Genomic DNA, 12,714 nt, shown 5'->3' with positions numbered 1-12,714 from the left:
CCGCCCCCGGCCCCTTTCCCCGCACGTTTTCGACAGGAACGGTTTATCTGGCATGAGACTTCTGGTGATCGGCGGAACGGTCTTCCTCGGCAGGGCTTTCGTGGCCGACGCGCTCGCCCGCGGCTGGGAGGTCACCACCTTCCACCGCGGCCGCTCCGGCTCCGACCTGCCCGGCGTCGAGACCATCCTGGGCGACCGCGAGAACGAGGCCGACCTCGCGCGGGTGGCCGCGGCGGGGCCCTTCGACGCGGTGGTCGACGTGTGCGGCTATGTGCCGCGCACGGTCGGCGCATCGGCCCGCGCACTGAGCCCGCGGGCCGGTGCCTATCTGTACATCTCCTCCATCAACGCCCTGCGACCCTGGCCCGCGGCCGCCGTGGACGAGTCCTCCGTGCGCTTCGAGTGCTCCCCCGACGCCGGGCCCGACGACGGCCAGTACCCCGCGCTCAAGGCGGGCTGCGAACGCGCCGTCGAGCGGGACTTCGACGGCCGAGTGCTGGTGCTGCGCCCCGGCGTGGTCATCGGCCCCGGCGACCGCATGCGGCGCGTGCCGTACTGGCTGCGGCGGGCCACGCAGGGCGGACGGATGCTCGCCGCCGGCGCCCCCGAGCGCACGATGCAGCTCATCGACGCCCGGGACATCGCGGCCTTCGGCCTGGACCGGATCGCGGCCGGCGGCTCCGGCACGTACCTGACCACCGGCGAGCCCGCCAATGCCACCTGGGGTGAACTCGTCGAGCACGCCGTGGAGTTGACGGGCGCGGGTACCGAGCCGGTGTGGGTGCCGGACGCGTTCCTGGCCACCCAGCAGATCCCCCCGTTCGTGACCGTGCCGTTCTGGGCGCCGCCCATGGAAGCGCTCGCGGGCGTCTGGGACTTCTCCTCGAAGAAGGCGCTGGCGGACGGGCTGCGCTGCCGTCCCTTCGCCGACTCCGTGCGCGACACCTGGACCTGGATGACGGAACAGGGCGGTATGGAAGAGGCGTTCGCCGAGTACCGCTACCCGGACCAGACGCTGACCCGCGAGCGGGAGGCCGAGATTTTGGCGGCCTGGGACGCGCGCGAGACCGGCTGATTCGCCGGACATAGCAAAAGCGCCGTGGGGCGCCGGCCGGGACGGCCCGGCCGGCGCCCCACGGCGTTCGGCGACGTCAGCGGATACCGGCCGGGGACGGCTGCGGCTGCGGCTCCGGCTCCGGCTGCGGCTGCGGCTGCGGCTGCGGCTGCGCGAGGACACGGGCCAGCACCGCGGGCAGTTCGCGCGCGGCCCCTGCGTCCCAGACGGGAGTCCGCCAGGCGACGAAGCCGTCCGGACGCACCAGCACCGCTCCCCCGCCCCCCACGCCGTGCGCGGCGGCCCAGCGCCCCGAAGGGTCGGCCAGTTCCCGGCCGACACGCAGCACCTTCAGCCACCCGTGATCCGTCTGGGGCGCGTCCGCTGCCGCGTCGGGACCGAGGACGAGGGTGAAGTGCGGCTCGTACACGTCGATGCTGGAGCACGTCCGGCCGTCCCGCTCCAGGACCAGGTGCGGGGCGCGGGTGCCGGGGCGGCCCGCATCGCCGGGTTCCTCGTCATCCACCACCGCGTCCGAGGCGTACCGGTAGCCGAGGCCCAGCGCGATCCGGGAGACCTGGGAGGCCGCGTCGTCGCCGCCGGCGCCCGCCCGCTCCTCCTGGAGCCGGGTGGACAGCGCGCAGGTCAGTTCGGCCACGGGCCGGCGCTCCGGCTCATAGGTGTCCAGGAGGCCGGGGCCCGCCTCGCCGCCGAGGACCGCGGCCAGTTTCCAGGCGAGGTTGTGCACGTCCTGGATGCCGGTGTTGGCGCCGAGCCCGCCCGAGGGCGGCATCACATGGACCGCGTCCCCGGCCAGCAGGATCCGCTCGCGCCGGTAGGCGTCGGCGACCCAGGAGGCCAGTTCCCAGGTGTGCACGCCACGGCCGGTGCCGGGCACCGCGGGCAGCACCCGTACGCGAAGGTCCTGGTCGCCGACCGCGGCCCGGATGTCCGCCACGCAGCGCGCGGGCGTGAAGTCGTCCGGCCCCTCGCCGCGTTCGGGGTCGTAGGGCACCATCAGGACCCAGCGGCCGGCGCGGTCCAGCCGGGCCAGCAGCGTGCCGGGCACCGGGCGGGTGAGGTAGGCCAGGCCGACGGGACGGCCGCGCAGCGCGGCGCCGAGGTCCGCCTCGAAGGCGATGTTGACGACATGCGCCAGCCGCTTGCCCCACGTGCCGATGCCCAACGCGGCGCGCAGCGGGGAGCGGTGTCCGTCGGCGGCGATGAGATGGCGCGCCCGTACGGTGTACCGGCGGCCGTCGGCGCGGTCGGTGACGCTCGCGGTGACCCCGTCGGCGTCCTGGGCGACCTCCCCCAGTTCGGTGTGGAACCGCACGTCGGCGCCCAGTTCCTCGGCGCGGGCGCGCACCAGCGGCTCGACGGTGCTCTGCTCGACCAGGGCCGGCGGGCAGGGGCTCGCCCAGCCGGCCGATTCGCCGGCCGGCCTGCTGCCGCGGTACTCCTCCGGGCCGGCCAGGGTGGCGGCCCGCACGACGTCGGTCGCCTCAAGGAACACCGAGGGCGGAGCGGCGCGGACGGCTTCCTCCAGGCCGTGCGCCCGGTACAGCTCCATCGTGCGCGGGCTCAGGACCCGCGCCTTGGCGAGCATCGACGTCCCCGGATGCCGCTCCACCAGCAGGACCGGCACGTCGTGGCGGCGCAGGAACACCGCCGCCGACAGGCCGACGATGCCGCCCCCCGCGATCAGCACCGCGGTGTTCTCCTCGCTCATCAACTTCCCTCCGTCGTGCGGAACCCGCCGGTTCCGTCGGCGGCCCGGCCCCGGACCGCGTGCGCCGGGGGCGGCCCCAGCATGCGCGCCGGGCATCAAGCCGCACTCGAAGGCGGACGGAACCCGGGCGCCGCCCGCGCCGGGTACCGCGGCCCGCTCCGGCGGGACTACAGCGCGAGCGGCGAGGCTCGTCCCCCGGGTCCCCGGGTCCGCCTCGGACCCGTCGGGCCGAACCCGATGAAGACACGCCGGAACATGGAGGACATTGTGGACGTGGACACGTCGAGCACGCCGACCCGAGCACACCCCGAAGCCGGCCGCGGCGCGCAATCCGCCTCCGCCCTGCTGGCCCTCGGTCTGCTGCTCGAACGGCCGATGACACCGCGGGAGCTGGCACTGACCGCGGCCGAGCGGGCCGCGGACAGCCCCCTGGAATGCCTGCCGGAGCCGGGGCCCGAGGAGTTCGCCGCGGTGGCGGACGCGCTGTCGGCGGCGGGCCTGACCGAGGCCGTGGCGGGCGCGGAGGGCCCCGCCCACGCGCTGACCGACCGGGGCCGGGCGGAGTTCGCCCGGCGCGTCGTCGCGCGGCTCGGCGCTCCCGACGGACAGCCGCCCGCCTTTTTGACGGCGGTCGGCTACCTGGGCGCCCTCGACCCCGGCCGGGCCACCGGGGCACTGCGCGAACGCGTGGAGCGGCTGCGCGAGCGGGCCGCGAGGATCGAGCGGGCCCTGGCCGCGGGCGACGGCGTTCCCCGCCTCTTCCTGATCGAGAACGAGTACGCGCTGCGCATGTGCCGTGCCGAACTGGCCTGGACCGAGGAGGTGCTGGCCGAGATCGACTGCGGGACGCTGGCCTGGCCCACGGTCCGGGTCACGGAGAACGGCTGGGAATGGGAAGCGGCGGGCGGCGCCGCGGACCAATGACCTCCGCGGACCACTGACCTCCGCGGCCCTCGGCCGGGCGGCTCCTGCGTTCCTCAAGTCGCCTTCAGGCGCGCCCTCCTAGCGTCGGCGGCATGACTGAACTCTCTCTCAAGGGCAGGACCGCACTGGTCACCGGCGCGAGCCGCGGCATCGGCGCGGCCATCGCCGCCGAACTGGCCCGCCGTGGCGCATCGGTCGCCGTGAACTACCTCAGCTCCGAGGAGGCCGCGCAGAAGGTCGTCGCGGGCATCGAGGAGCACGGCGGCCGCGCCGTGACGGCACAGGCCGACATCACCGACGGCGAGAGCACCAGGGCCATGATCGAACGGGTCGAGCAGGAGCTCGGCCCGATCGACGTGCTCGTCCTCAACTCCAGCGGCTACCGCGACGTGTTGCGCGGTCCGGCGCTCGGCCACCCGGTCGAGGCCCTGGTGGACAAGATGGCGACCCAGGCCCGTGCCACCCTCGGGCCGGCCTACGCGGTGCTGCCCGGCATGATCGAGCGCGAGCAGGGCACCGTGATCCTCATTTCGGACAGCTTCTCGCGCCAGGCCGCGGCCGGCGCCATCGGCCACGCGGTGGCCAAGGCCCCGATGGAGGCCGCGATGAAGCACCTGGCGATCGAGCTGGGCCCGAAGAACATCCGCTTCAACACGGTCATCCCGGGCGCCACGCGCAGCGAGAACCTGATGAAGAAGTGGAACGCCAAGGACGAATGGGGCCGCACCCTCGCCTCCGTCATCGACCAGACCCCGCTGCGCCGCATCGGCGAACCGGAGGACGTGGCCCGCGCCGTCGCCGTCCTGGCGGGCGACGAACTGTCCTACGTGACTGGCGCGTTCCTGCCGGTCAGCGGCGGTCATCTCATCATCTGACCTACCGTGTTCCCTGCCCCGCCGACGGGCGTCGATCCGCCTCCCGATCCGCCTTCCCGTGCCGTCGGGCCGTCCGCACCTCTGCGCGGACGGCCCGACGGCACGCCCGTTGCGGGGGCGCCGCCCCTGGCCCCCCCGACCCCGAACCCATGAGCCGCACGACTCCCATGGAAACCGAATGAAGGAAACACCGATGAAGACTGTGCCGTCCGCCGGCCTCCCAGGACCGACGCCAGGATGGACCGTGGCGGCGGTGGCGTGTGCCGCTCAGTTCATGGTGGTGCTGGACACCACCATCGTGAACGTCGCTCTCCCCTCGATGCGTGAGGACCTGGGGCTCGGCGCCGGGGGCCAGCAATGGGTCGTCAACGCCTACCTGCTGACCTTCGCCGGGTTCTTGATGCTGGGCGGCCGGGCCGCCGACCTCTTCGGCCGCCGCCGGATGTTCACCGCCGGACTCGTCGTGTTCACCGCCGCCAGCCTCCTGGGCGGTCTGGCCACCGGAGGCGGGCTCCTGATCGCCGCCCGCACCCTTCAGGGCCTGGGTGCGGCGTTCCTCGCACCGGCCCCGCTGGCCCTCATCAACGCCACCTACCAGGACGTCCGGACGCGCACCAAGGCGATCGCGGCCTGGGGCGCGACCGCGACCGCGGCCGGCAGCTGCGGCATTCTGCTGGGCGGGGTGCTGACGGACGCGCTGGGCTGGCGCTGGGTGCTGTTCGTCAACGTGCCCATCGGGGCCGTGCTCGTGGTGGTCGCGCTGCGCGCTCTTCCCGGCTTCCCCGGACAGGCACGCGGCCGCGCCCTGGACGTGCCCGGCGCCGTGCTGGTCACCGCGGCCCTTGCCTGTGCCTCCTACGGCCTGTCCGAACTGGAGACCCGTTCGTTCCCCGACCCGCTGACCGGCGGGGTCCTCGCGGTCGCCGTGCTGCTCCTTGTCGCCTTCCTCGTCGTGGAGGCGCGCAGCGCCCAGCCGCTGATGCCGTTGCGGATCTTCCGCAGCCGGGCCCTGGTGCTGGGCAACGTGGCCGCACTGGTCATCGGCGCCGTCACGACCTCGGTGATGTTCTTCGTCACGCTCTACCTCCAGCGGGTGCTCGGCTACACGCCACTCCAAGCGGGCCTGGCCATGCTGCCGTTGACGCTGGCCATCGCCGTGGCCTCGCTCTCGGTCCGGCGCATGGTCCAGGCGATGGGGCCCCGGGTGCCGCTTGCGCTCGGCTGGCTGCTTACGGCGGGCGGGCTCCTGTGGCAGTCGCGGTTCTCACCCGGCGGCTCGTTCGGCGTGGACATTCTGGGCCCCGGCATCCTGCTGGGCCTGGGGCTCGGTGCGGTCGTGCTGCCGATGACGACGGCTGCCACCTCCTCGGTCGCCGCCCAGGACGCGGGGCTGGCCTCCGCCCTGATGAACACCGCCCGCCAGATGGGCGGCGGCCTCGGTCTTGCCGTGCTCAGCGCGATCGCCGCGACCTCGTCGGGGGCGGCCGCGCCGCTCACCCACGGCTACGCCAGGGCGCTGCTCGTGGCGACCGTACTGGCGCTGGTGGCGGGCGCGCTCGCGCTGCTGATGCCGCGTCCCGGGTCCGTTCCCGCTCCTGCCCCGGCCCCGGCCCCGGCTCCGCAGGACGCCGCCCGGCGCCCGTCGCCGACCGCGGCCGAACCCGCCGAGTGAGCCGGCTGCGACACCGGCGCTGATGCCCGAAGGGCTCCCCTCCCACCGGAGGGGAGCCCTTCGCGTCGGGCCCGGTCAGGCGGCGGCCGCCGCCCGCTTGGCCCGCAGCATCCGGCTCAGGGTGAGCTGCGGGTCCCGTACCACCGCGTCGCCCAGCACCTCGTCGATGCGTGCCGTGAGCCCAGGATCCAGCGCGGCGTCCACCGCGTGCAGGTTCCGCGCGATCTGCTCCGGCGCCGAGGCGCCGATGACGGCCGAGGCGACGCCCGGCCGGTGCAGCACCCAGGCGAGGGCGAGTTGAGGGGGCGTCAGACCCGCCTCGGCGGCGAGCGGCCGCAGCTCCTGCACCCGGTCGAGCACCCGGTCCTCAAGGAAGCGCCAGCGGCGCAACGAGACGTCACCGCCCCGGGCGGCCACGGCACGCGAGCCCTCGGGGAGTTCGGCGCCCGCCCGGTACTTCCCCGTCAGGACACCACCGGCCAGCGGCGACCACACCATCTGTCCGATGCCGAGCGGCACACAGGCGGGGATCACCTCCGCCTCGACGACGCGCCACAGCAGGTTGTACTGGGGCTGGTTGGACACCAGCGGTACGCCCGCCTCCCGGGCCAGCCGGCCGGCCTCGGCCAGTTCCGGCGCGGCCCACTCCGAGACGCCCACATGGCGCACCTTGCCGGCGGCGACCGCGTCGGCGAACGCCGCCATGGTCTCCTCAAGTGGCGTGGCGTCGTCGTACAGGTGCGCCTGGTACACGTCGATGTGGTCGGTGCCCAGCCGTCGCAGCGACGCGTCGAGACAGGCCCCGATCCGCGCACGGCTCAGGCCCCCGGGCCCGTTGGAGTCGCCGCCTGCGCCCCGGCCGACCTTGGTGCAGATCACCACCTGGTCGCGGGGCACGGCCGCCAGGGCCCGGCCGAGTACTTCCTCGGCCCGGCCGTCGGCGTAGACGTCGGCGGTGTCGAACGTGGTGACGCCCGCGTCCAGGGCGGCGCGCACACAGGCGATGGCCGCGCTGTCGTCCACCTGGTTGCCCGCGGTCAGCGAGTTGCCGAAGGCCACCCGGCTGACGACGGGCCCGTGGTCACCCAACCGCAGGTACCGCATGATCCTGTCCCTCCTCGGCGTCCGTGGCCCGTGCCGTGTCGTGCCGGTCCGCCGGGCGGATGCCCAGCGCGGTCAGCGCCCGTCGCGGGTCGTCCGCAGGCCCGCCGCTCGCGGCCGTGTAGCCGTCCGGGCGGATCAGCAGCCAGCCACCGGGCCCGAGCCCCAGGTCGGCGACGAGCCGCCCGTCCGGATCGGGCAAAAAGCCGACGGGCTCCTCCCCGTTCATCGGCCGCTGCCCCGGTACGACACCGCGGACGCGGACGGCGCCCGCGTACGTCCGCGCGAGCTCGGCCCATGTCGAGGCCCGGTCCGCCGCTCCGGTGCCCGGCCGCGTCAGCAACGTCCAGCCGGGGCTGCGCAGTTCGTCGACGAGGTGGCGCCAGCCGGCCGACTCGGCGGCGCCGGCGGCGGTCACCCGGCTCACCCGGCCGCCGGCCGGTATGGCGGACGTGGCTGCCGTGGCGGAGCTCCCGCCCTCGCCCGCTCCCAGCGCCAGCGGTCCGTAGCCGTACCCCAGGTCGAGCGCCGACATCCCGCCCATGATCTTCTGCTCGATGCGGGACTTGAGCGGCGGCACCGACCTGAGGAAGGTGAACAGCGCGCGCAGCGCCCCGGCCGCCGCGCGGCTGCGCAACTGCACCAGCAGCGTGGCGAACCTGGTGGACTTCAGGAGGGCGGCGCCCACCGGGACGCGCTCGTCGCCGTAGCTGTCCAGCAGGCTCTCCCCCGACGTGCCGTGGATGACGGACGCCAGCTTCCAGGAGAGGTTGACGGCGTCCTGGACGCCCGTGTTCATGCCCTGCCCGGAGGCGGGGCTGTGGACGTGCGCTGCGTCGCCGGCCAGCAGGCAGCGGCCGGTGCGCATGCGGGGGATCATGCGTTGCTGGATGGTGAAGACGGACACCCAGGTGGGTTTCTCCACCCGCACCTCGCGGCCGATGCCGGCGCGGATCTTCCGTTCGAAGCGGCGTGCCACCGCGTCGTCGTCACCGTCGTACGACACCTCGGCGGTGTCCAGCAGCCGCCACTTGCCCGGGTCCGGGAAGGGCACCAGCATCACGGTGCCGGCCGGGGTGCGCATCCAGTGGATGCTGTCCCTCGGCAGGTCGCAGTGGACGACGGCGTCCGAGATCAGCCAGGTCTCGCTGCTCTCTCCGACCAGTTTGAGCCCGAGCTGCTTGCGCACCGTGCTGTGCCCGCCGTCGCAACCCACCAGCCAGCCCGCCTCGAAGCTCTCGGTGCGGCCGTCCGCGTGTTCCAGCTCGGCGCGCACGCCCAAGCCGTGGTCGGTGAAACCGGTGAGGCGCACGCCCCACTCCACCTCGACGCCCTGGCGGCCGGCCGCGGCGCGCAGCACCTCCTCCGTGATGACCTGGTCGACCATCAGCGTGAAGGGGTAGCGCGTGGGCAGTTTGCTGTAGTCGGTGTCGAAGCGGATCAGCCTGCGGCCGTTCTGGTGGAGGGTGAAGTGCTCCACCCGCTGACCGCGCGGCAGCAGGTCCTCCAGCACGCCCATCTGGTCGTAGGTCTCCAGGGTGCGGGCGTGGGTGGCCAGCGCGCGGCTCGTGGTGGCGGGGCCCGGCGCCGCGTCCACGAGCCGCACCCGCACGCCCTGGCGGGCGAGTTCGTGGGCCGCGGTGAGCCCGACCGGTCCCGCGCCCACCACCAGGACCGGCTGCCCGGCCGGCCGCGGGTGTCCTTCGGCGGTCATCGGTTCTCCTCCTCGGAGTCCTTGAGGGGTTTCCACCAGCCGGGGTTGTCGCGGTACCAGGCGGCGGTGTCCGCGAGGCCCTGCTCGAAGGGGACGCGCGGCGCGTACCCCAGTTCCTGGCGGATCTTGGTGTCGTCGATGGCGTAACGGCGGTCGTGGCCCTTACGGTCGGCGACCCGCTCGATCATCTCGGGCCCGGCGCCGCACAGCCGGAGCAGTTCCTCGGTCAGCGCGACGTTGGTGCGGTCGTCGCCGCCGCCCACGTTGTAGATCTCGCCGGCCCTGCCGCCGGTGAGCACCAGCTGGACGGCACGGCAGTGGTCGTCCACGTGCAGCCACTCCCGGACGTTCAGGCCGTCCCCGTACAGCGGCACCCGGCGGCCCTCCATGAGATGGGTGACGAACCGCGGGATGACCTTTTCCGGGTGCTGGTAGGGGCCGTAGTTGTTGGAGCAGCGGGTGATCGACAGGTCGATGCGGTGGGTGCTCCAGTAGGCGCGCGCGATCAGGTCGGACGCCGCCTTGGACGCCGCGTAGGGCGTGTTGGGCAGCAGCGGGCTGTGCTCGGTCCAGGAACCCTCCTCGATGGACCCGTACACCTCGTCCGTCGAGACGTGCACCACCCGCTCGACCCCCGTGCGCAGCACGCCCTCCAGGAGCGTCTGGGTGCCGCCGGCGTTGGTGCGGACGAACTCCGCAGCGGCGTGCAGGGAGCGGTCGACGTGCGACTCGGCGGCGAAGTGCACCACCGCGTCATGGCCGGGCAACAGGTCGAGCAGCAACGGCAGATCGCACACGTCGCCCCGCACGAAGGTCAGCCGGGGGTGCCGCTCGGGCAGGTTGTCCCGGTTGCCCGCGTAGGTGAGCTTGTCCAGGACGGTGATCTCGGCGTCCTCGTAGCCGGGGTGCCGGCCGTCGAGCAGACCCCGTACGTAGTGCGAGCCGATGAAGCCCGCACCTCCGGTGACCAGGAGCTTCATGCCGCCACCTCCACATGGGTGTGGTCGCCGACGACCAGCCGGCCGTGTGCGGAGCCCACGTCGGCCGATGTGACGGCGGCGGCGCGGCCGATGAGGGAGCCGCGCAGCGCGGGTACCCGGGAGACGGAGGCGCCGTCCAGCATGATCGAGCCCTCAAGGGCGGCGTCCAGCAGCCGGCAGTCCCGGCCGATCGAGGTGTACGGGCCCACCTGGGAGTCGACGACGTGGCTGCCCGCGCCCACGATGGCGGGGCCCACGATCCGCGAGCGCACCACCCGGGCACCGGCTTCGACCACCACGGGACCTACCAGCTCGCTTTCGGCGTCCACCAGGCCGGTCACCGACCCCTTCAGGTCACCGAGGAGTTCACGGTTGCAGTCCAGCACGTCCTCGACGCAGCCGGTGTCCTTCCAGTACCCGGTGTACTCCCGGGCCAGGACGGTGGCGCCGTACGAGATCAGCCATTGCAGGGCGTCGGTGATCTCCAGTTCCCCGCGTGCGCTGGGGGTGATGCGGTCGATCGCCTGGTGGATGAGGGGGGTGAGGAAGTAGACGCCGGTCAGCGCGAGATCGCTGTTCGGCCGCTCGGGCTTCTCCACCAGCCGGGTCACCCGGCCGTCGGGCGCGACCTCGGCGACGCCGAAGGCCCGCGGGTCGGCGACCCGCCGCACCACGACCTGCGCGGTGGGGCGGCGCGCGGCGAACTCCCGCGCGATCTCCTGGACGCCGTCGGGCAGCATGTTGTCGCCGAGGTACATCACGAAGTCGTCCTCGCCGAGGAAATCGCGGGCGATCGTGACGCAGTGGGCGAGGCCGAGCGGCTTTTCCTGCCGGATGTAGGTGAGTTCGAGACCGAACCGGGAGCCGTCCCCCAGCACCGCGGCGATTTCCGTCGCCCGGTCGCCGACGACGATGCCGACCTCGCTGACGCCGAGCTCCCGGATGTTCTCCAGGACGTGCTCCAGCACCGGCCGGTTGGCGATGGGCATGAGCTGCTTGGGCATGGAGTAGGTGAACGGGCGCAGTCGGGTTCCCGACCCGCCGGACAACACCAGAGCCTTCACCGGTTCCTCCTTTCCGATACGTCGGGTACGAAGATCTCCTCGGCGATGCGCACCGAGGGGTTTCCAAAGGCGATGCGGTCGAGCACCTTGCGGTAGACCGGCGTGCGCCTGAGCAGTGCGGCCAGCTTGGGCCGCACGCGGGTGGCGAAGGTGCCGTGCGAGAGCATGGCCCTGCTCTGCACCCGCTGGAGCCGCATGACCTGCTCGATGTCCGCGGACCGCGTCCTCTCGAACGCCGAGAGGAATGCCGCGCTCGCGTCGCCCGCGCGGTGCGAGGCGACCAGCAGCGGATGCAGCAGCACCGCGTCCTGGACGGCCAGGTTGATGCCCTGCGCGCCGATGGGGCTGTGGGTGTGGGCGGCGTCACCGATGAGGACAAGGCCGTCGTCGGTCCAGCGTTCGGCGCGCCCGGAGAAGACGTCCAACAGGCTCAGATCCCGCATCGAGCCGATCTGCTCGCGGATCAGCTCCGCGTACGGCGGGACGGCCAGCGCCAGTTGTTCCTTGACGTGTTCGATGCCCCGGGCGGCGACGTCCTTGAAGCCCTTGTGCGGCAGCGTCCAGCCGATCTGGACGCGGTCGGGCCAGGAGTCGTAGACGAGGACGGGGCTCTTGCCGGCCCGGAACACGCGGACGTCCCTGGCGGCGTCGGGGCCCCGGGCGCCGGACCTGTCGTCGGTCAGCTTGAACCACAGCACGTCCAGGTCGAACGCCTCGCTGCGGCCCGCCTCGATGCCCGCGAGACGGCGGACCTTGGAGAAGCGGCCGTCGGCGCCCACCACGACGTGCGCGCGGACCGTGCAGGCTCCGCCGGGCCCGTCGGCGGCGACGCCGGTGATCCGGCCGCCCTCGCGCAGCAGCGCGCCGACCCGCCGTCCGTCCAGGTAGCTGAAGCCCTCGTACGTCCGGCAGTGCAGCAGCAGTTCGTCAAGGACGTGGGCCTGGGGGATGCTCAGGAGGTAGTCGTACGGGGCGGGCAGCGCCCGGTAGTCGATGTCGAGCAGTGCCCGGCCGCCCTCGACCAGCCGGAAGTGGGTGTGCTCGTGTGCGCCGCGGGCCCGGGCGCCGGCGAGCACGCCGAGACGGTCCAGCAGCTTGAGGGCGCCCGGCTGAAGGATCTCGCCGCGGAACTCCCGCTGGTGGGCACGGGCGCGCTCCACGACCGCGACCCGCAGTCCGGACTTCAGCAGCAACAGCGCGAGGACCAGCCCGGCGGGTCCCGCACCGACGACACAGATGTCGGCCGTGAACTCCTCGGCGGCCGCGGCCCGTTCGGGCCCGGCGACCCCGAGGGCCGTTCGTGCGGTCCCGGTCTGTTCGGCCCGTTCGGTCTCCGCGTTCCCTCCGGCCGGGGTGTTTGGTCCGGTGTGCGCGTTGCCTACGGCCTGCGCGTTGCCTCCGGCCCGCGCGTTCCGTCCGGCCTGCTGGGTGTCTGCGTCGGTGGCCTGTTCGTACCGTCCGATCTGCCCGGCGTCTCCGGTCCGTTCGTTCCGTCCGATCTGCCCGGCGTCTCCGGTCCGCTCGTACCGTCCGATCTGCCCGGCGTCTCCGGTCCGCTCGATCCGTTCGTTCCGCTCGGTCTGTGGCCTATGCACCGT

10 protein-coding genes are annotated in these 12,714 nt (G+C 73.5%); 4 read left to right on the top strand and 6 right to left on the bottom strand.

Annotated features, from left to right (window positions below; all coding sequences use genetic code 11):
* The first annotated feature begins 52 nt into the window (after nt 1-52).
* Nucleotides 53-1,075, top strand: a complete 1,023-nt coding sequence (locus tag ACGFW5_RS09700; RefSeq protein ID WP_393833632.1) for an NAD-dependent epimerase/dehydratase family protein — start codon at nt 53-55, stop codon at nt 1,073-1,075.
* Between the two features lie 76 nt (nt 1,076-1,151).
* Here ACGFW5_RS09700 and ACGFW5_RS09695 read toward each other — a convergent pair whose 3' ends face one another.
* Complete coding sequence (locus ACGFW5_RS09695; protein ID WP_393833631.1) at nt 1,152-2,786, bottom strand: FAD-dependent monooxygenase; 1,635 nt, start codon at nt 2,784-2,786, stop codon at nt 1,152-1,154.
* A 255-nt stretch (nt 2,787-3,041) separates the two neighbouring features.
* Between ACGFW5_RS09695 and ACGFW5_RS09690 the strand changes: the two genes are divergently transcribed.
* The 3 genes from ACGFW5_RS09690 (at nt 3,042) to ACGFW5_RS09680 (ending at nt 6,257) form a co-directional block, all read left to right on the top strand.
* Entirely contained in the window at nt 3,042-3,710 is a 669-nt protein-coding gene (locus ACGFW5_RS09690; RefSeq protein WP_393833630.1) for a PadR family transcriptional regulator, read from the top strand.
* A 92-nt stretch (nt 3,711-3,802) separates the two neighbouring features.
* Nucleotides 3,803-4,585 (top strand): SDR family NAD(P)-dependent oxidoreductase, encoded by a 783-nt coding sequence (locus tag ACGFW5_RS09685; protein ID WP_393833629.1) that lies wholly within the window; start codon nt 3,803-3,805, stop codon nt 4,583-4,585.
* A gap of 193 nt (nt 4,586-4,778) precedes the next feature.
* Nucleotides 4,779-6,257, top strand: a complete 1,479-nt coding sequence (locus tag ACGFW5_RS09680) for an MFS transporter (RefSeq protein ID WP_393833628.1) — start codon at nt 4,779-4,781, stop codon at nt 6,255-6,257.
* 75 nt (nt 6,258-6,332) lie between these two features.
* Here ACGFW5_RS09680 and ACGFW5_RS09675 read toward each other — a convergent pair whose 3' ends face one another.
* From ACGFW5_RS09675 to ACGFW5_RS09655, 5 genes are read right to left on the bottom strand one after another with little or no spacing between them, the layout of a single operon-like run.
* Nucleotides 6,333-7,361 (bottom strand): aldo/keto reductase, encoded by a 1,029-nt coding sequence (locus tag ACGFW5_RS09675; RefSeq protein WP_393833627.1) that lies wholly within the window; start codon nt 7,359-7,361, stop codon nt 6,333-6,335.
* A complete protein-coding gene (locus tag ACGFW5_RS09670; protein ID WP_393833626.1) occupies nt 7,339-9,072 on the bottom strand; it encodes an FAD-dependent oxidoreductase in 1,734 nt (577 codons plus the stop codon). The genes ACGFW5_RS09675 and ACGFW5_RS09670 overlap by 23 nt, the downstream gene beginning before the upstream one ends.
* Nucleotides 9,069-10,052, bottom strand: coding sequence for a dTDP-glucose 4,6-dehydratase (rfbB, locus tag ACGFW5_RS09665; RefSeq protein WP_393833625.1), 984 nt, complete (start codon nt 10,050-10,052; stop codon nt 9,069-9,071). Before rfbB ends, ACGFW5_RS09670 begins: the two co-directional genes overlap by 4 nt.
* On the bottom strand, nt 10,049-11,116 hold the full coding sequence (locus ACGFW5_RS09660) for a glucose-1-phosphate thymidylyltransferase (RefSeq protein ID WP_393833624.1): 1,068 nt from the start codon (nt 11,114-11,116) through the stop codon (nt 10,049-10,051). Before ACGFW5_RS09660 ends, rfbB begins: the two co-directional genes overlap by 4 nt.
* On the bottom strand, nt 11,113-12,711 hold the full coding sequence (locus ACGFW5_RS09655) for an FAD-dependent monooxygenase (protein ID WP_393833623.1): 1,599 nt from the start codon (nt 12,709-12,711) through the stop codon (nt 11,113-11,115). Before ACGFW5_RS09655 ends, ACGFW5_RS09660 begins: the two co-directional genes overlap by 4 nt.
* Between the last annotated feature and the right edge of the window lie 3 nt (nt 12,712-12,714).

The sequence above is a fragment of the Streptomyces sp. NPDC048416 genome, assembly GCF_043200435.1.
GTDB lineage: Bacteria > Actinomycetota > Actinomycetes > Streptomycetales > Streptomycetaceae > Streptomyces.
Note: the sequence above shows the minus strand (reverse complement) of the source record. Positions and strands in the feature narration are given on the sequence as shown.

Excerpts from the sequence above, each read along its gene's own strand:
- rfbB (WP_393833625.1), bottom strand. The coding sequence starts at position 10,052 with ATGAAGCTCCTGGTCACCGGAGGTGCGGGCTTCATCGGCTCGCACTAC.
- ACGFW5_RS09670 (WP_393833626.1), bottom strand. The coding sequence starts at position 9,072 with ATGACCGCCGAAGGACACCCGCGGCCGGCCGGGCAGCCGGTCCTGGTG.
- ACGFW5_RS09690 (WP_393833630.1), top strand. The coding sequence starts at position 3,042 with ATGGAGGACATTGTGGACGTGGACACGTCGAGCACGCCGACCCGAGCA.
- ACGFW5_RS09685 (WP_393833629.1), top strand. The coding sequence starts at position 3,803 with ATGACTGAACTCTCTCTCAAGGGCAGGACCGCACTGGTCACCGGCGCG.
- ACGFW5_RS09675 (WP_393833627.1), bottom strand. The coding sequence starts at position 7,361 with ATGCGGTACCTGCGGTTGGGTGACCACGGGCCCGTCGTCAGCCGGGTG.
- ACGFW5_RS09700 (WP_393833632.1), top strand. The coding sequence starts at position 53 with ATGAGACTTCTGGTGATCGGCGGAACGGTCTTCCTCGGCAGGGCTTTC.
- ACGFW5_RS09680 (WP_393833628.1), top strand. The coding sequence starts at position 4,779 with ATGAAGACTGTGCCGTCCGCCGGCCTCCCAGGACCGACGCCAGGATGG.
- ACGFW5_RS09695 (WP_393833631.1), bottom strand. The coding sequence starts at position 2,786 with ATGAGCGAGGAGAACACCGCGGTGCTGATCGCGGGGGGCGGCATCGTC.